General features: G+C 71.6%; 14 protein-coding genes. 4 read left to right on the top strand and 10 right to left on the bottom strand.

Annotated features, from left to right (window positions below):
• Positions 1-25 precede the first annotated feature (25 nt).
• Genes ACZ7LU_RS08145 through ACZ7LU_RS08135 form a run of 3 tightly spaced genes read left to right on the top strand, consistent with a single transcriptional unit; the run spans position 26 to position 4,032 of the window.
• Positions 26-1,249 carry an oxygenase MpaB family protein gene (locus tag ACZ7LU_RS08145; protein ID WP_471916104.1) on the top strand — a complete coding sequence of 408 codons (1,224 nt, stop codon included), beginning with the start codon at positions 26-28 and terminating at the stop codon, positions 1,247-1,249.
• A gap of 1 nt (position 1,250) precedes the next feature.
• The gene (locus ACZ7LU_RS08140) at positions 1,251-3,539 is read left to right on the top strand and encodes a molybdopterin cofactor-binding domain-containing protein (protein WP_471916103.1); all 2,289 of its coding nucleotides are present in this window, start codon (positions 1,251-1,253) and stop codon (positions 3,537-3,539) included.
• A gap of 16 nt (positions 3,540-3,555) precedes the next feature.
• A complete protein-coding gene (locus ACZ7LU_RS08135; protein WP_471916102.1) occupies positions 3,556-4,032 on the top strand; it encodes a (2Fe-2S)-binding protein in 477 nt (158 codons plus the stop codon).
• A 46-nt stretch (positions 4,033-4,078) separates the two neighbouring features.
• Here ACZ7LU_RS08135 and ACZ7LU_RS08130 read toward each other — a convergent pair whose 3' ends face one another.
• The gene (locus ACZ7LU_RS08130) at positions 4,079-4,630 is read right to left on the bottom strand and encodes a GNAT family N-acetyltransferase (protein ID WP_471916101.1); all 552 of its coding nucleotides are present in this window, start codon (positions 4,628-4,630) and stop codon (positions 4,079-4,081) included.
• Between the two features lie 10 nt (positions 4,631-4,640).
• On the bottom strand, positions 4,641-5,795 hold the full coding sequence (locus tag ACZ7LU_RS08125; RefSeq protein ID WP_471916100.1) for an NAD(P)/FAD-dependent oxidoreductase: 1,155 nt from the start codon (positions 5,793-5,795) through the stop codon (positions 4,641-4,643).
• Positions 5,796-5,872: 77 nt separating this feature from the next.
• On the opposite strand from ACZ7LU_RS08125, the gene ACZ7LU_RS08120 reads away from it, so the two are divergent.
• Complete coding sequence (locus ACZ7LU_RS08120) at positions 5,873-6,631, top strand: helix-turn-helix domain-containing protein (RefSeq protein WP_471916099.1); 759 nt, start codon at positions 5,873-5,875, stop codon at positions 6,629-6,631.
• Between the two features lie 33 nt (positions 6,632-6,664).
• Here the strand turns inward: ACZ7LU_RS08120 and ACZ7LU_RS08115 are convergent, their stop codons facing one another.
• From ACZ7LU_RS08115 to ACZ7LU_RS08080, 8 genes are all read right to left on the bottom strand, one after another.
• Positions 6,665-7,405, bottom strand: a complete 741-nt coding sequence (locus tag ACZ7LU_RS08115) for a hypothetical protein (RefSeq protein WP_471916098.1) — start codon at positions 7,403-7,405, stop codon at positions 6,665-6,667.
• 90 nt (positions 7,406-7,495) lie between these two features.
• Positions 7,496-8,683, bottom strand: a complete 1,188-nt coding sequence (locus ACZ7LU_RS08110) for an acyl-CoA dehydrogenase family protein (RefSeq protein WP_471916097.1) — start codon at positions 8,681-8,683, stop codon at positions 7,496-7,498.
• A gap of 109 nt (positions 8,684-8,792) precedes the next feature.
• Entirely contained in the window at positions 8,793-10,034 is a 1,242-nt protein-coding gene (locus ACZ7LU_RS08105) for an MFS transporter (protein WP_471916096.1), read from the bottom strand.
• Positions 10,031-11,305, bottom strand: coding sequence for an ATP-grasp domain-containing protein (locus ACZ7LU_RS08100; protein ID WP_471916095.1), 1,275 nt, complete (start codon positions 11,303-11,305; stop codon positions 10,031-10,033). Before ACZ7LU_RS08100 ends, ACZ7LU_RS08105 begins: the two co-directional genes overlap by 4 nt.
• The gene (locus tag ACZ7LU_RS08095) at positions 11,302-12,492 is read right to left on the bottom strand and encodes a pyridoxal-phosphate dependent enzyme (RefSeq protein ID WP_471916505.1); all 1,191 of its coding nucleotides are present in this window, start codon (positions 12,490-12,492) and stop codon (positions 11,302-11,304) included. Before ACZ7LU_RS08095 ends, ACZ7LU_RS08100 begins: the two co-directional genes overlap by 4 nt.
• A 70-nt stretch (positions 12,493-12,562) precedes the next feature.
• On the bottom strand, positions 12,563-13,582 hold the full coding sequence (locus ACZ7LU_RS08090; protein WP_471916094.1) for an ABC transporter substrate-binding protein: 1,020 nt from the start codon (positions 13,580-13,582) through the stop codon (positions 12,563-12,565).
• Complete coding sequence (locus tag ACZ7LU_RS08085) at positions 13,579-14,454, bottom strand: ABC transporter ATP-binding protein (RefSeq protein WP_471916093.1); 876 nt, start codon at positions 14,452-14,454, stop codon at positions 13,579-13,581. Before ACZ7LU_RS08085 ends, ACZ7LU_RS08090 begins: the two co-directional genes overlap by 4 nt.
• Positions 14,455-15,594 carry a FecCD family ABC transporter permease gene (locus ACZ7LU_RS08080; protein WP_471916092.1) on the bottom strand — a complete coding sequence of 380 codons (1,140 nt, stop codon included), beginning with the start codon at positions 15,592-15,594 and terminating at the stop codon, positions 14,455-14,457.
• Positions 15,595-15,605 lie beyond the last annotated feature (11 nt).

Genomic DNA, 15,605 nt, shown 5'->3' with positions numbered 1-15,605 from the left:
GCCCTACAGAAGGAGGAGTTCTCTCATGGACGAACTCAGCAGGCGCAAGATGCTGCTCACGGGCGGCGCGCTGGGCGCGCTCGGTGTGCTCGGCGCGGCGTCGCCCGCGAGCGCGCGGCCCCTGTGGTCGTGGGCAGCGAGCGGTTCGGTGGCCGGGGCGGGCGCGGGCACCGACCCGCAGTTGATGTGGGACGACGAGGCCGACCGGCTGCTCGGCTCGCTGCTCGACCGCGGGGACATACCGAAGGTCAACCAGCTGCTGCGGAACTGGACCCGCAACGACCAGCCGCTGCCCGACGAACTCCCGCGGGACCTCAAGGAGTTCATGGAGAAGGCGCGCCGGCTGCCGCCGTGGGTGGACCGGGCCAAGCTCGAGACCGCCGCGAAGTTCAACAAGACCAAGGGGATCTACGTCGGCGCGCTGTACGGCCTCGGCAGCGGGCTGATGAGTACCGCGATCCCCAGGGAGGCGCGGGCCGTCTACTACTCCAAGGGCGGCGCGGACATGAAGGACCGCATCGCCAAGACCGCGAAGTTCGGATACGACGTCGGGGACCTGGACGCGTACCAGCCGCAGGGTTCGATGATCGCGACCGCGGTACGGACCCGGCTGGTCCACGCGGCCGTACGCAATCTGCTGCCCAAGTCCCCGGGCTGGTCCGGAACGAGCGGCGGTCAGAAGATCCCCATCAGCCAGGCGGACGTGCTGGTCACCTGGCACAGCCTGGCCACGTTCGTCATGCGCAAGCTGCTCGACTGGGACGTTCCGGTGTCCCGCGCCGAGTCCGAGGCATACCTGCACGTGTGGCAGGTGACCGCCCACATGCTCGGCGTCCACGACGAGTACATCCCGGCCACCTGGGACGCGGCCAACGCCCAGTCGCGGCAGCTCCTCGACCCGGTCCTCGCCCGCACGGACGAGGGGGTCAAGCTGACCGAGGTGCTCCTCGACATCGTCGCCGAGCTCGACGCCGGTGTGACGCGGCCCCTGGTCAGCGCGTTCTCGCGGTACACGCTGGGCGACCGGATCGGCGACATGATCGGGTTGTCCCGGGAACCGTTCTGGCAGCCGCTGATCTCGAAGGCGTGGCCCCTCCTGGTGGCGTTCCGGGAGAAGCTGATTCCGCTGCCCCTGGTCCCGGAGGCCGCCTGGGCGATGGAAGAGGCCATCCGCAGGTTCGTCCTGCTCTTCCTGTCCGAGGGCAGACCCATCCACCTGGAGATCCCCGACGCGAACCGGCCGCACTGACATGGGGGAATCGCAGTCGAGCACGTCCGGCTTCGGGCGGCGTCGCTTCCTCGGTTACGTACTCGCCGCGCCGACCCTGGTGACCGCGGCCCCGCTCGTGTCCGAAGCCGAGGCCGAGGCCGCGGTGCCGTCGCCGGACGTCACCGAGCTGGTCGATCTGAACGACGTGATGACCGCGGCGGCCCTGCCGACCTCGCACCTGATCACGGTCGAGGTCGGCGGGGACGGCACCGTGTCGTTCGCGCTGCCACGGGCGGAGGTCGGGCAGGGCATCACGACGTCGACGGCCATGCTGATCGCCGAGGAGCTGGACGTACCGCTGGACCGGGTCCGGGTGACGCTGGCCGACGCGCGCCCCGAGCTGGTGTTCAACCAGCTCACCGGCGCGTCCAACACGACGATCTCCACGTACACCCCGATCCGGGTGGCGGCGGCCGTCGCCCGGCGTCGGCTCCTCGACGCCGCGGCGGTCGAACTCGGCGCGGCCGTCGGCGACCTCACGCTGAAGGCCGGTGTCGTCACCGACCGCGCGGGCGGCCGGGTCGGCATCGGGGAGCTGGCCGGGAAGGCCGCGAGCCGCAGCCCGCGGCGGATGTCCGTGGAGCTCAAGGAGCGCGAGCGGTTCACCGTCATCGGGCGGCCCCACAACCGCGTCGACGCACTCGCCGCGGTCACCGGGCGCAAGAAGTTCACGCTGGACCTCGACGTGCCGGACGCCTTGCCGACCATGGTGTGCCGCCCGCCGACCCTCAACGGCAAGGTCGGCTCGGTGGCCAATCTCCAAGAGGTACGGGCCATGCCGGGCGTCACCGACGCCGCGGTGATCTCCACCGGGGTCGCGGTACGTGCACGGACCTTCGGCCAGTGCATCGACGCCGTACGGGCCCTGCGCGTGTCGTGGAAACCCGGCAGTGCGGAAGGAAAGTCCGACGAGACGGTGCTCAAGGAGCTGCGGGCGGCCGAACTGCCGCTCGGGCTGCCGCCTGTGACGCCGTCGGTCGAGGCCTCGTTCACCTTCCACTTCCGCAGCAACAGCGCGCTCGAACCCAACTGCGCGATAGCCGACGTGCGTCCGGGCCGCGCCGAGATCTGGTCCGCCCTCAAAGCGCCGATCGTCGCCAAGCAGGCCATCGCCGCCCGGCTCGGGCTTCCGCAGAGCGCGGTCACCGTGCACGTGACCGAAGGCGGTGGCTCCTTCGGACGGAAGCTGTTCTTCGACGCCGCGCTGGAGGCCGCCGAGATCTCCAAGGAGTTCGGCAAACCCGTCAAGCTGATGTGGCACCGCGCCGACGACTCCCGCCAGGGACGCACACACCCCATGGCCACCTCACGGGTACGCGTCGCCTACGCGGGCGACACCGTACTCGGCTACAAGCAACGGCACACCAGTGTCTCCACGGACCTCGGGCACGGCCTCGGCGAGCTCTTCACCGCCATGGCGGCGAAGCTGCCCGTGGGCGACATCGGTTTCTCCCAGACGTTCTTCCACCTTTCCCAGTCGATGCCCTACGACTTCGGCGTGCACAGCCGACTGCTCAGCGAGACCGACAAGGGCTTCAACACCGGCAGCATGCGCAACGTGTACTCCCCCGACGTCACCTGCGCCCGGGAGCTCATCGTCGACCGGCTCGCCGCGAAGATGGGCAAGGACCCCTTCACGTTCCGCAGGGACTTCCTCCGCGACGACCGCATGCGAGCGGTGCTGGAAAAGGCCGCCGAGGTGGGGAAGTGGGGCCGGCCGATGCCTGCCCACACCGCGCAGGGCATCGCCGTGCACTCCGAATACCACGCCACGAGCGCGGTGCTCGTGGAGATCGACTGCCGGCCGGAGACCGTCAACCGGCCCATCCGCGACGGGGTGACCGGACCGCGCGTCACGAAGGCCGTCATCGCCGTGGACGTCGGACTCGCCGTCAACCCGCGCGGCCTGGAGGCCCAGATGATGGGCTGCCTCATGGACGGCATCGCCCTGACCCTGACGTCGAGCCTGCACCTGCGCGACGGATACTTCCTGGAGGCCAGCTGGGACAACTACTTCTACACCCGGCAGTGGAACACGCCACCCGAGCTGGAGATCGTCGTGATGCCGACCACGACCGGCAGACCCGGCGGTGCCGGCGAACTCGGTGTCGCCGCCTCGACGGCCGCGGTCGCCTGCGCCTACGGCCGGGCGACGGGCACGATGCCGACCACCTTTCCGATCAACCACGGCACGCTCTCCTTCGTGCCCAAACCGACCGTACCGCCCATCCCCCAGTCCCCCACCGACGGCTTGGACCACGTCCGCTGACCACCAGGAGAATCTTGTGCCCGAGCACACCTTCCGACTCAACGGCGAGCAGGTCACGGTCGACGTCGCCGACGACGTACGGCTGCTGTGGGTGCTGCGCGACATCCTCGGCGTCACCGGGCCCAAGTACGGCTGCGGCATCAACGTCTGCAAGGCCTGCACCAGCCACCTCAACGGCAAGGCCGCGAACCCCTGCGCCATCCCCGTCAAGGACCTGCGCCCGACCGACGAGGTCACGACGATCGAAGGCCTCCCGGCCACGGTCGACGCGGAGCTGCACCCGATGCAGCAGGCCTGGCTCGACCAGGACGTGGCCCAGTGCGGCTACTGCCAGCCCGGCCAGATCATGGCCGCCGTCGCCCTGGTCAGACGCGTCGCCGAGGAAGGCCGCCAGATCACCGACGCGGACCTCGACGGCATCCGCAACATCTGCCGCTGCGGCACGTACTTCCGCATCCGCGAAGCGGTCAGGGAGGGCGCCCGCCACATGTGACGCACGGGCGTCGGGGAGTCCGGGACCGGCCCGCCGACGGGCCGCGTCACCCGGGCGACCCGGCCGAGGACCACACCCCGAACCACTGCTCGGCACCGTAGTCCTCGTACCGCTCCACCTCGGTGAACCCCAACTTGGCCGCGACCCGCATCGACCGCTCGTTGGCGGTCTGGGTCCGCAGCACCACCGACCTGCCGGGCAGCTCGTCCGCGAACCAGCCGAGCGCCGCCGCGCACGCCTCGGCGGCGTACCCGTGCCCCCACGCCTCCGGCAGGAACAGATAGCCGAGTTCGGTCTCCCCGACATCCGGACGGACGTGTCCCGGACGGCTCGCGTCGTGCCGGTCGAGCATGACCGTACCGATCATGGCTCCGTCGAGCTCGACCACGAAGAAGCCGGGGCGCCGCCCTGGCACCTCGGGCACCGCGCGCTCGAGCTCGTCGCGCGGTCGAGGGCCGCCGACGTAGGCGTTCACCTCCGGCGAGGCGAACAGCTCGACGAACGCCGGGCGGTCCCGGGCCTCCGACTCCCGGAGCACGAGGCGCTCGGTCCTGATCGGCGCGGCGGGTGGCCAGGGCAGGGGTGCGGGTTCCGTCATGGCGGGGAACCTATCGCACGTCTGTCGGGGTGCTTTCCAAGAGGCTTGACCCGTCGCGCGGTCCGGAGCGTACCGTGCTGCGCACGATCGCTTCCTTGAAAGCTGCCGCGGCGCGTCCTGTCAGGACGAACCTGCGCGGGCTGTCGTCGGCGCGGGTGAACTGGACGACGCCGTCGCGTCTGCCGAGGCTGATGTTGGTGAAGATGTAGCCGATCCGGACGGGCTCCGGCTCCCTGCCCGTCAGCCTCGCCGCGACGACGTCGGCCACGCCTCGGCCCATCGGCAGGGCCGCCTGGCAGGACATGCGGCTCGGTGCCCCGCCCACCGAGACACCGGCCGCCGCGTCGCCGACGGCGTACACCTCGGGGTGCGAGACCGAGCGCAGGGTCGCGTCGACGAGCATCCGTCCGCTCTCGTCCGTCGCGAACCCCGCCGCGCGTGCCAGCTCCGGCGCGCGGAATCCGGTGGTCCATACCACGGCGTCAGCGGCGAACGGCGCGCCGTCGCGGAGGTCCAGGCCGTCCTCCCGCACTGCTGTGACGAGGGCCCCGGAATGGACCGAGACGTCCAGTCGGCGCAGAGCACGCCGCAAGTGGGTGCGGGCGCGCGGCGTGAGGCCGGGCCCGACGTCATCGGCACCGGTGAAGAGCCGCACGCGCAGCCCGGGGTGGCTCTCGGCCAGCTCGGAGGCGGTTTCCAACCCGGTAAGCCCGCCCCCGACCACCGCGACAGTGCCGCCCGACGCGATCTCCGCGACCCTGTGCCGCAACCGCGTCGCCTCCTCAGGCGTGGCTACGGCGTACGCGTGCTCGGCCGCCCCCGGCACGTCGTCGAGCCATGCCCGGCTGCCCAGCGCGTACACCAGGGTGTCGTAGCCGATCGCTCCGGGCGCGCGGTCCATGACCACGGTCCGGCCGGTGGTGTCGATCGACGTCACGCGTCCGACGGCCAGCCGGACCGGTGTACCGCTGAGCTGTTGACGCAACGACGGCGCCGCCACCCGCTGCCCGGCGGCCAGTTGATGGAGCCGGACGCGCTCCACGAACCGGTCCGAGGCATTGACCAGCGTGATGGTGACATCGCTGCCGCGCAGCTTGCGGGCGAGGCGTCGGGCCGCGGACAGACCGGCGTAGCCGGCGCCCACGATGACCAGGCGATGACTCATGGCATGACTTCCTCTGGGAGTTCGGGCACGACCAGGAAGGCTGCCGACCGGACGGCAGCGGTAGCGTGCGGGGCACGATGATCCTTTCACCTCGCGCCTGGGCACTTGAACAAAACGATCGCCGCGTCGTCTTCGCCTCCGGCGACGAGGCGACGATGTTCGCGGAGTCCCGTCCGTTCCGCGTCGCCCAGCACCGGCTGCCCGCCTGGAAGGCCGTGCTGTCGATCGGCGGCCACGCCGAACTCCGCTCGCCCGGCCGGCCCGTGGTGGCGGCGCCGGGGCTGATCGTTCCGCCCCAGCTGGTGCACAGCTGTGTGTCGACCTCGTCCTACATCGCCTTGTTCATCGACTCCTGGCTGCTGCCCTCACACCCGGGACCGATACGGCTCGATGCCGACGAGGTCCGTCGCCTGCTTGCCGCGCTCGGCACCACCGATGCCGACGGTCCCGGGCCCGGTGCGGATGTGGCCGCCGGATACGCCGAGTTGCGGTCGCTCGCCGGGTCCCCTGCCCCGCTCGCACGGCTCGATCCGAGAGTCGCCCACGCCGTTCGCCTGTGCGTGTCGTGCGATCCGGAGATGTCCCTCGTGTCCGTGGCCGAAGAAGTCGGCGTGTCGGCCCCGCGGCTGCGCGCCCTGGTCCGGCGGGACGTGGGCATCACACTCGCCCACCTGCGCCGGTGGGGCCGGCTCCGCGCGGCCGTCGCGGAGCTGCCGGATTCGACCGCCGCCCTGGCCGCGGCCACCGCCGGCTTCGCCGACCAGGCTCATCTCGCCCGTACGGCACGGGAGTTCATAGGGCGTACGCCTGCCTCGCTACGACGTAGCGAAGTGTGAGGGCAGACTTCGCGGGAGAGTCGGCGGCGGGGCTCAGCCGTCGCGCAGCCGAATCGCCGCGCGGCCCGTCGCCGGGGTGTACTCCAGCACCACGTAGCGGCTGAGGGCGGCGAGGGCGACGAGGCAGCCGCTCATCTCCAGGCCCTCCTCCACGAGGGTCCCCAGCATGAGGACGGTGCTGTGACCGCCGTCGAGCGCCCACCCGTTGAACGCCTCGGTCACCAACGCCCCGCCCAGATAGACCGCTAGCGCGCCCAACAGCCCGTACCGCAGGTCACGCGGCAGCCTCCGCGCCCACAACACTGCGCACACGGTGCCTGCCACCGCGAGGACCGCGCCGGGCAACACCCAGGCGTGCGTGGGCAGCGAGCCCCCGGCCCACTCCTTCCACGACCGGCCGACCTCGCCGAGTCGCTCGTGCCACGAGACCGTCTCGTCGATGCTGAGCAGGGCCGTCGCGGCGGCGAGACCCAGCCAGGACAGCCGCCCGGGGCGCGCGCCGCGCCCGCTGAGCAGCGCGGCGGTCAGCGCCATGCCCGCCACGGCCAGCAGCAGCGTGCTGTTCCACCAAGTGGCGAGGTTGGCCTCGACGTCCACGTTCACCAGCCTGCGGACGGTCGGGATGGGGTCGTAGTGGTTGTAGGCGCGCGTGGCGAGATCGGCGAGGAGCAAGGCCGCGGTGGCGCCCGCGGCGCACCATAAGACGCGGTGGGATCGGGACGAGGGTCTCGCGAGGCCACCCACGACCCGGCCCCGCGTTTGAGAATCGGTCATACGTACGGAGATTAGCCGCTCGGCCTGAGGGTGCAGGGTCTGCGACGCCTCGCGGCGGGCTCCCTCCAGCGAGGCACTAGCGACGCGGTATCAGCGGCGCACCCGTGGCATTCCCAGGCCGATCCAGGAGATGATCTCGCGCTGGATCTCGTTGTTCCCACCGCCGAACGTGAAGATCACCGCCGAGCGGTAGCCGCGTTCCAGCTCGCCGTGGAGGATCGCGCCGACCGAACCCTCCTTCAGTGCGCCGGCCGCGCCGACGGCCTCCATGAGCCAGGCGTACGCGTCGCGGCGCGCCTCGGAGCCGTAGACCTTGACGGCCGAGGCGTCCTGCGGGGTGAGGGTGCCCTCCTGGAGGGCGTTGACCATCTGCCAGTTGAGGAGCTTCATCGCGTCGAGCTTGGTGTGGGTCATGGCGAGCCGCCTGCGGACCCAGGTGAGGTCGATGACGCGGCGGCCGTCCGCCAGCTTGGTGTCCATCGCCCAGCGCTGCACGTCGTGCAGGGCGCGGATGGCCATGGTGCCGTGGGCGGCGAGGGTGACCCGCTCGTGGTTGAGCTGGTTGGTGATCAGGCGCCAGCCCTTGTTCTCCTCGCCGACGCGACGGGAGACGGGAACGCGGACGTTCTCGTAGTAGCTGGCGGTGGTGTCGTGCGAAGCCAGGGTGTTGATGAGGGTGCAGGAGTAGCCGGGGTCGCTGGTCGGGACCAGGAGCATGGTGATGCCCTTGTGGAGCGGGACGCCCTCTTCGGGGGTGGCGGTGCGGACCGCGAGCCAGACCCAGTCCGCGGTGTCGCCGTTGGTGGTCCAGATCTTCTGCCCGTTGACGACGTACTCGTCGCCTTCCCTGACCGCCTTGGTCTTCAGCGAGGCGAGATCCGTGCCGGCGTCGGGTTCGCTGTAGCCGATGGCGAAGTCGAGCTCGCCGGAGAGGATCCGGGGCAGGAAGTACGCCTTCTGCTCGTCCGTGCCGAACTGCATGATGGTCGGGCCGACGGTGTTGAGGGCCATGAGGGGCAGCGGAACGCCCGCCTGCGCCGCCTCGTCGAAGAAGATGAACTGCTCCATGGGCGAGAGCCCGCGGCCGCCGTACTCCTGTGGCCAGCCGACCCCGAGCCACCCGTCGGCCCCCAGGCGCCGGATCGTCTCCCGGTAGAACCGTTTCTGAGCGGCGGGTTCGCCGTAGCGCGCGGCGGAATGGTCCGGCACCAGTTCGGCGAAGTACGCGCGCAGCTCGGTGCGCAACTGCTGCTGCTCAGGCGTGTATTCGAGATGCACGGCCCCTCCAGGCTCTGCTGCCTCACTGCTCGGACCGAGAGAATCGCCCGGCCCCGACCTGACGGCGCACACAGTAGAACCCGTTGCAGAAATAGGGAATGGACGGTGCTCAGCTCCGCGCAGGAACCCCTGTGGGACGGAGGCGGCGCAGGGTTCGGATCAGCAGTGGGGGCAGCAGTACGCACTGCAGCGCGACCGCCAGCCAGAAGAGGCTCGCGTGGCCGGCCCGTTCGGCCCACGCATAGCCCTCGCCCCCCGCGATGCCGCTGGCGAACGCGCCGATCCCGGCGGCCATGCGCTGGCGGCCGAAGACGACGGCAGGTGAACGGGCGGACCCGGCCAGGGCTTCGAGGTCGTTCTTGAGGAAGAGGACGACCTCGCCGAGGCAGATGAGCAGGGCTCCGGCCAGGATGGCGGCGGGGTGACCGAGGGCAAGGGCGGCCATGCCGGTGGCGAGCGCCGTGAAGCCGACGCGCAGGGCGCGGGGATAGGGCAGGTCGGCTATCCAGTCCGACAGGAGGGGCTGGGCAACGACGAGCAGCAGGGCGTAGAGCGCGAGGACGAGGCTGTAGAAGAGCGTTGAGGTTCTGCCCACCACGTAGATCGCGAGGTAGTGCTGGAAGAACATGAAGACGTACACGCTCAGCACGGTGATCGCGAAGGGGAGGGACAGAACGATCGGGCCGTCACCTGAGCGCTCCCCACCCGTCTGTCCTGTCGCTTCTCGCCGCCCCTCGGGGGTCTCAACGGGCAACAGCGCGTGCCCCGCCGTGATCAGCGCGAACAGAACCGTCACGGCGGTGAAGAGCCCTGCCGATGCGGTGAGTATGAACGGGGCGGCGGCGATGGGGCCGAGCGCGATCCCGGCGTTGAGGGCGGAGCCGCTCGCGGAGAGCAGCAGCGGGCGTCGGCTCTCCCCCACGCCGTGCACCAAGTACGCCTTGTTGGCGGGCAGATAGAGCGCGGCCCCGCCGGAGACGAGGAACAGCGCGGTGATCGCGGCCGCCGGTCGGCTCAGTCCGGGCAGGAAGGCGGCGAACCCCGCGGTGCGGACCAGCAGCGCGAGCAGCATGGTGCGCTGCAGGCCGATGCGTTCGGCGATGGCGGCACCGACGACACCGCCGGAGAACTGCACGAACGACGCGACGGCGAGCACCGCGCCGACGGTGCCGAGCCCGATGCCCAGCCGTTCGTGCAGCAGGACCGACATGAAGGGCAGCACGGCGAAGCTGCCCAGGGGTATGAGGAACGAACCGGCCAGCAGGAAGTACTGCGGTCCTGTGAGCTCCGTGAACCGTGCGAGGCGGGAGTCCCGCCGCCCGAGCGGCTTCCGCGACGGCGCCTCCGTCATCCCCGGCCGTCGGCCACGACGGTCGGCCGTATGCTCCCGGCGGCGCTGAGCGCCCGGTGCAGGGCCAGCTCGGCGGTGTCGCCCTCGGCCAGCAGGATGCCGGTGCAGCCGCGTTGGTCGCTCAGGTGCTCGACGCGTCGGCCCGGGACGGCGGTGGGATACCACTCGGGTGAGCCGGGGAAGGCGGACAGGCCGTCGAGCCCGGTCCAGCCGGTGAGGGTGCCGGGGCTGTCGGGGTAGACGAGCACGAACGCCGTGGCCGGGCCAGCTGAACGGCGCCCGGTGGCCTGGGGGTTCAGCGCGTCCGGAGCGCCCGGCCCGACCACGGCGTCCAGCAGCGCGGGGCGCCGGCCCAGCGCCACGTCGACCATGGCGTCGTAGACGTTCGTGCCCAGGGCGCGGCACAGGGCCTCACCGACGAGCGCGCCGCCGATGCGGCGGTTGATCTCCACCAGCTCCGGGCCGTCCGCGGTGAGGACGAACTCCACATGTGCGAACCCGTTGTCGTGGCCCGCGGCGGCCAGCACACGCCCCACCCAGTCCTCGATCAGGACGAGTTCGGCGTGCGGGAAGGCGACGGGGAAGGCCGCGGCCTCCTCGCGGACGGAGGGCTCGGCTGACATCTGGCGGCTGAGGACGCCGAGCAGCCTGGTCTCGCCTTCCCAGCCGAGGGTTTCCGCGCTGTAGACCGGGCCGGAGAAGAAGCGTTCGGCGAACAGCCGCCCCTTGAAGGCGCGTTGGGACGCTTCGGCGAGTGCCGTACGGAGCTGCCGCTCGTCGCGTACGGGCCAGACGTTCCGGGAGGAGGTGCCCGCGGAGTCCTTCAGGACGGCGGGCAGGCCGACCGTACGGAGGATGTCGGCGGCCGCGGAGACATCCGCGGGAACGTCGACCGTACCGCTGCGGCTCAGGCCCCGCTCATGGAGGAGGGCGCGCACCCGGCTCTTGTCGCGCAGCAGCCGGACCGTGCTCGGGTCCGGTCCCGGCAGGCCGAACTTGGCCGCGAGGTCGGCGCCCGGGACGCCCCACGTGTCGGTCGAGTTGATGAGCCCCTTCAGGTCGGGCAGGGCCGCCAGGGCGGCGGCGCAGGCCGCGGTGTCGTCGGGGTCGACGTCGACGATGTCGAGCGCCCCGGGGTCGAGGTGGGCGAGTTCGTGGCGGTAGACGTCACGGTCGCCGGTGAGCAGGCACAGCCGGTGTCCGGCGCTCCCTGCCGCCTCGACGAGGCGCCCCAGGCCGAAGGTGAGTGCTTCGAGTGCGGCGATGGTCACGGTGCCTGGTCCTCCTGGGGCGGCGCGCCGAGCGCGGCGGTCGGCTGCGCGGGTACGGGTGGGTACGCGGATGCGGGTGCTGGGGGCGCGGGTACGGGTGAGGGGTGCGCCGGTACGGATGACGGGGGTGCCGGTACTGACGGTCGGCGTACCTCGTACCGCCTCCGGTTCCACTCCATCGCCGACCAGGGCGGGGCGAGGTCGCCGAGGTCGGCGATCTGGTGGGGCTTCAGGGCGCGCGGGTCGAGGGCCTCGCGGTGCCGGGCGAAGACGCGGTCGGTGTAGCGGTGTCCGGTGTCGGCGCCGATGACCAGGTGCGTGCGGCCGGGATCGCGGGCGGCCTCCCAGCCCGCGACGAGGTGGGCCGCGCCGGTGGACAGACCGGCGAACACGGCGTGCTCCCGCAGCAGGCCGACGGCGCCCGCCATGGCGTGCCGGAAGTCGAGCCAGTGGAGGGTGTCGTAGAGATCGTGGTGGACGTTGTCGAAGGGGATGGAGCTGCCGATCCCGGCGATGATCGCCTCGGGGTCGCTGAACCCCTCGCTGCCGAAGGTGACGCTGCCGAAGGGCTGCACCCCCAGCAGGCGTACGTCGCGGCCGCGCCCGCGCAGCGCCTGGACGAGGCCACCGCTGGAGGAGCCGGTGCCGACGGCGCCCACCACGGTCAGCGGCACGTCGGGCAGCGCGCGGTCGACGAGGGCGGCGAACTCCCGGTAGCCGGTGTAGTGGACGGCGTCGTGGTACTGGCGCATCCAGTGCATGCCGGGGCGCTCGGCCAGCAGCCGGCGGACGCGCCTGACGCGGCCCTCCTGGTCGAGCCGCAGGTCCTTCGATGGCGGCATCTGGTCCACGGTGGCGCCGAGGACTTCCAGTTGGGCGCGCATCGTGGCGTCGACGGTGGTGGAGGCGACGATGTGGCAGTTCAGTCCGTAGCGGTGGCAGGCCATGGCCAGGGCCAGGGCGTAGATGCCGCTGGAGCTGTCGACGAGGGTCTGGCCGGGTTTCACGGTGCCGCGCTCCAGCAGCGTGCGGACCGCGCCGAGGGCGGCGTAGACCTTGAGGGTCTCGAAGCGGGCGAGCACGACGTTGTCGGAGAGCCGCAGCAGGTCGGGCGCTTTGATCGCGTCGGTGATGTGCTCGTGGACCGGGACGGGCGCGGTGCCGGCCGGGGCGGGCGCGGGGCTCACCGGGGCGGGCGCGGCGTTGACCGGGGCGGGCGCGGGGCTGTGGGCGGGGTGTGTCAGGGGCACGTCGCCGTCACCGCCCGACCGAGCGCAGGTAGCGGCCCAGGCCCTCGGCGCCCGTGACGTTGCGGGGGCCGCTGACGACGTCGCCATACGACATGACGTGGAAGCGGTTGTTCTTCACCGCGGGGACGGACTTCAGGGACGGCAGCGACTTGAGGTAGGCGATCTTCTCCTTCGCGGGCTGGTCCGCGTAGTCGACGATCACGATGACATCGGGCTTGGCCTTGATGACCGGCTCCCAGCCCACCGTCGTCCACCCCTTGTCGAGGTCTCCGAAGACGTTGGTGCCGCCGGCGGCGGTGATGATGCTGTCCGGTGCGGCGTGCCGGCCCGCGGTGAACGGCTGGTCGGTGCCCGAGTCATAGACGAACACCTTGGCCGGGTCGCCCTTGTCGGGCCACGTCTTCTTCACCGCGGCGACGCGGTTCTTGAGGTCCTTCACGAGCTTGTCGGCCCGCTTCTCGACGCCGAAGATCCTGCCGAGGTTGTCCAGGTCGGTGTAGAGCGCCTGGAGCGGTGACACATCGGTGTCACGGGCGTTCTTCTTGCCGTAGTCCCAGCAGGTCTCCGTGTGCAGGTAGCTGGCGACGCCGACCTTGTCCAGCAGGGCGGGCGTGATGCCGCGCTCCTCGCTGAAGCCGGAGTTCCAGCCCGCGAGCACCCAGTCGGCGTTGGCGTCGACGACGATCTCCCGGGTGATGCGCTCGGTGCCGAGCCGCTCGACCTCGGTGTACTTCTCGCGCCAGGGCGAGCCCTTGATGGCGGGGTCGCCGAGCTTGTTCATGACGTATCCGCGCATACGGCCGGCCAGGCCCAGGGCGAACATCTTCTCCGCGCCGCTCACGTCGTAGGCGACCGCCCGCTCGGGACGGGTGTACGTGACGTCCTTGCCGCAGTTGGAGACGGTGACGGTGTCGGGCTTGCCGTCCGCCGCCTTCTGTTCGACCTCGGCGCCGCAGCCGGCGGTCAGCACGAGCCCGGTGGCCAGCAGCCCTGCGGTGAGGGCTCGGGGAAACGGTGGTCTGGTCACGAGTGTGGTCCTTCCGGGAAAGCGTCGGCGGAGGCCGGTGGTTCAGCGGGAGCCAGGGGCTCGGTGGGGGCGGGGACGGCGGTCGGGTTCGGGATGGCGGTGGGGGCCGGAGCGAGGTCGTAGAGCAGTTGGGGGATTCCGGTACGCGGGTGGGGCACGACGTCCGCGTCGACGCCGAACACCTTCCGCACCAGTTCCGGGGTCAGGACCTCGGCGGGGGCGCCCGAGGAGACCAGGCAACCGCCGCCGAGCACGGCGATGCGGTCGCAGACCTGGGCCGCCAGGTTGAGGTCGTGCAGAGCGGTCAGCACGGTGAGGCCGGAGCCGCGCAGGAAGGACAGCAGCTCCACCTGGTGCCGTACGTCGAGGTGGTTGGTGGGTTCGTCGAGGACGAGGAGGCGGGGTTCCTGGGCGAGGGCACGCGCGACGAGCACCCGCTGCCGCTCCCCTCCGGAGAGGCTCAGCACACTGCGGTCCGCGAGGTAGGCGACGTCCAGCCGGTCCATCGCCTGCCGGCACAGCTCCCGCTCGCGACCGGTCAGCGGATCGTTGCCCCGCGCGTGCGGGGCGCGGCCGAGGGCGACCACTTCCTCGACGGTGAAGTCGAGTTCGGTGTGGCTCTCCTGGGTCAGGGCGGCGATCGAGCGGGCGCTGTCGCGTAGTTTCAGCGACGTCAGGTCGGTCCCGTCGAGCAGGACGGCTCCGGACGTCGGCTTCAGCGCCCGGTAGACGCAGCGCAGAGCGGTCGACTTGCCGCTTCCGTTGGGGCCGACGAGCCCGACGATCGAACCGGCGGCGACGTCGAGGCGCAACCGGTCGACGAGCGCGCGCCCGGCCGCCTCGACGGTCAGGTCGTGCAGGGAGAGGACCATTCACCGGCCTCCGAACAGATAGCCGCGGCGGCGCATCAGGACGACGAACACCGGCACCCCGATCAGCGCGGTGATCACGCCGAGCGGCAGCTCCTCGGGCGCGAACGCCGTGCGCGCCACCAGGTCGACCCAGACCATGAAGCAGGCCCCGGCGAGGGGCGCGACGGCGAGCACCCGCCGGTGCGTGGAGCCGACCCAGATCCGCACCACGTGCGGCAGGACGAGGCCGACGAAGCCGATCGCGCCGCTCACCGCGACGATCAGACCGGTGACGGCCGCGGTGAGCACGAAGAGCCCGCGCCGCAGCGCGTCCGCGTCCACGCCCAGGCTGGCCGCGGTCTCGTCGCCGAGCGACAGCACGTCCAGGGACCTGCTGTGCCGCAGCAGCACCACGACGGCGGTCAGCACCGCCGCGGTGACCAGGGGCAGGGACTCCCAGGTCGCCGACCCGAGGCTGCCGAGGAGCCAGAAGAGCACCGTCCGCGCGGCCTGTCCGTTCGGCGCGAGGAACACCAGGACGCTCATCAGCGCCTGGAAGCCGTACGCGAGCGCCACCCCGGTCAGCACGAGGCGCAGCGGTGTCAGTCCCGTCGGACCGCGCGCGGCCAGATACACGAGGACCGTCGCGCCGAGGGCCCCGAGGAACGCGGCGGCCGACAGGGCGTAGACGCCGAGCCCGGCGAAGATCCCGAACACGACGACACCGGTCGCCCCCACGGAGGCGCCGGACGAGATGCCGAGCACGAACGGGTCCGCGAGGGCGTTGCGCACCAGCGCCTGGATGGCGACGCCCACGACGGAGAGCCCGGCTCCCACGACCGCGGCGAGCAGCACCCGCGGGGTGCGCACGTGCCAGACGATGGAGTACCCCGTCACCTCGTCCGCCCCGATGCCGCCTCCGGTGAGGGCGGCGGTGAGGAAGTGCACGACGTCGCCGAGCGGTACGACGGTCGGTCCCAGCGCGATGCCCGCCAGGACGGACACCACGAGCGTCACGGAGAGCGCCACCAGCGTGGTCAGCAGACGGCCGCGCCCCGCGGGATGGTCCTCCACGAGACCGTCCTCGGGGCCCGGGCGTGGCGCGCCGCGCGAGCGGGCGGCGCGACCCGGAGTCGGCGTCGCGGATGCGGCCTCGGTCATGAAGTCCCCTC

The sequence above is a fragment of the Streptomyces sp. NPDC039462 genome (assembly GCF_055639375.1).
This window is presented reverse-complemented; position numbering and strand designations above follow the sequence as displayed.

What these genes read in the sequence shown, in the direction of transcription:
- ACZ7LU_RS08085 (WP_471916093.1), bottom strand. Translation starts at nt 14,454, where the DNA reads ATGGTCCTCTCCCTGCACGACCTGACCGTCGAGGCGGCCGGGCGCGCG.
- ACZ7LU_RS08080 (WP_471916092.1), bottom strand. Translation starts at nt 15,594, where the DNA reads ATGACCGAGGCCGCATCCGCGACGCCGACTCCGGGTCGCGCCGCCCGC.
- ACZ7LU_RS08115 (WP_471916098.1), bottom strand. Translation starts at nt 7,405, where the DNA reads ATGACCGATTCTCAAACGCGGGGCCGGGTCGTGGGTGGCCTCGCGAGA.
- ACZ7LU_RS08145 (WP_471916104.1), top strand. Translation starts at nt 26, where the DNA reads ATGGACGAACTCAGCAGGCGCAAGATGCTGCTCACGGGCGGCGCGCTG.
- ACZ7LU_RS08105 (WP_471916096.1), bottom strand. Translation starts at nt 10,034, where the DNA reads ATGACGGAGGCGCCGTCGCGGAAGCCGCTCGGGCGGCGGGACTCCCGC.
- ACZ7LU_RS08120 (WP_471916099.1), top strand. Translation starts at nt 5,873, where the DNA reads ATGATCCTTTCACCTCGCGCCTGGGCACTTGAACAAAACGATCGCCGC.
- ACZ7LU_RS08140 (WP_471916103.1), top strand. Translation starts at nt 1,251, where the DNA reads ATGGGGGAATCGCAGTCGAGCACGTCCGGCTTCGGGCGGCGTCGCTTC.
- ACZ7LU_RS08125 (WP_471916100.1), bottom strand. Translation starts at nt 5,795, where the DNA reads ATGAGTCATCGCCTGGTCATCGTGGGCGCCGGCTACGCCGGTCTGTCC.
- ACZ7LU_RS08130 (WP_471916101.1), bottom strand. Translation starts at nt 4,630, where the DNA reads ATGACGGAACCCGCACCCCTGCCCTGGCCACCCGCCGCGCCGATCAGG.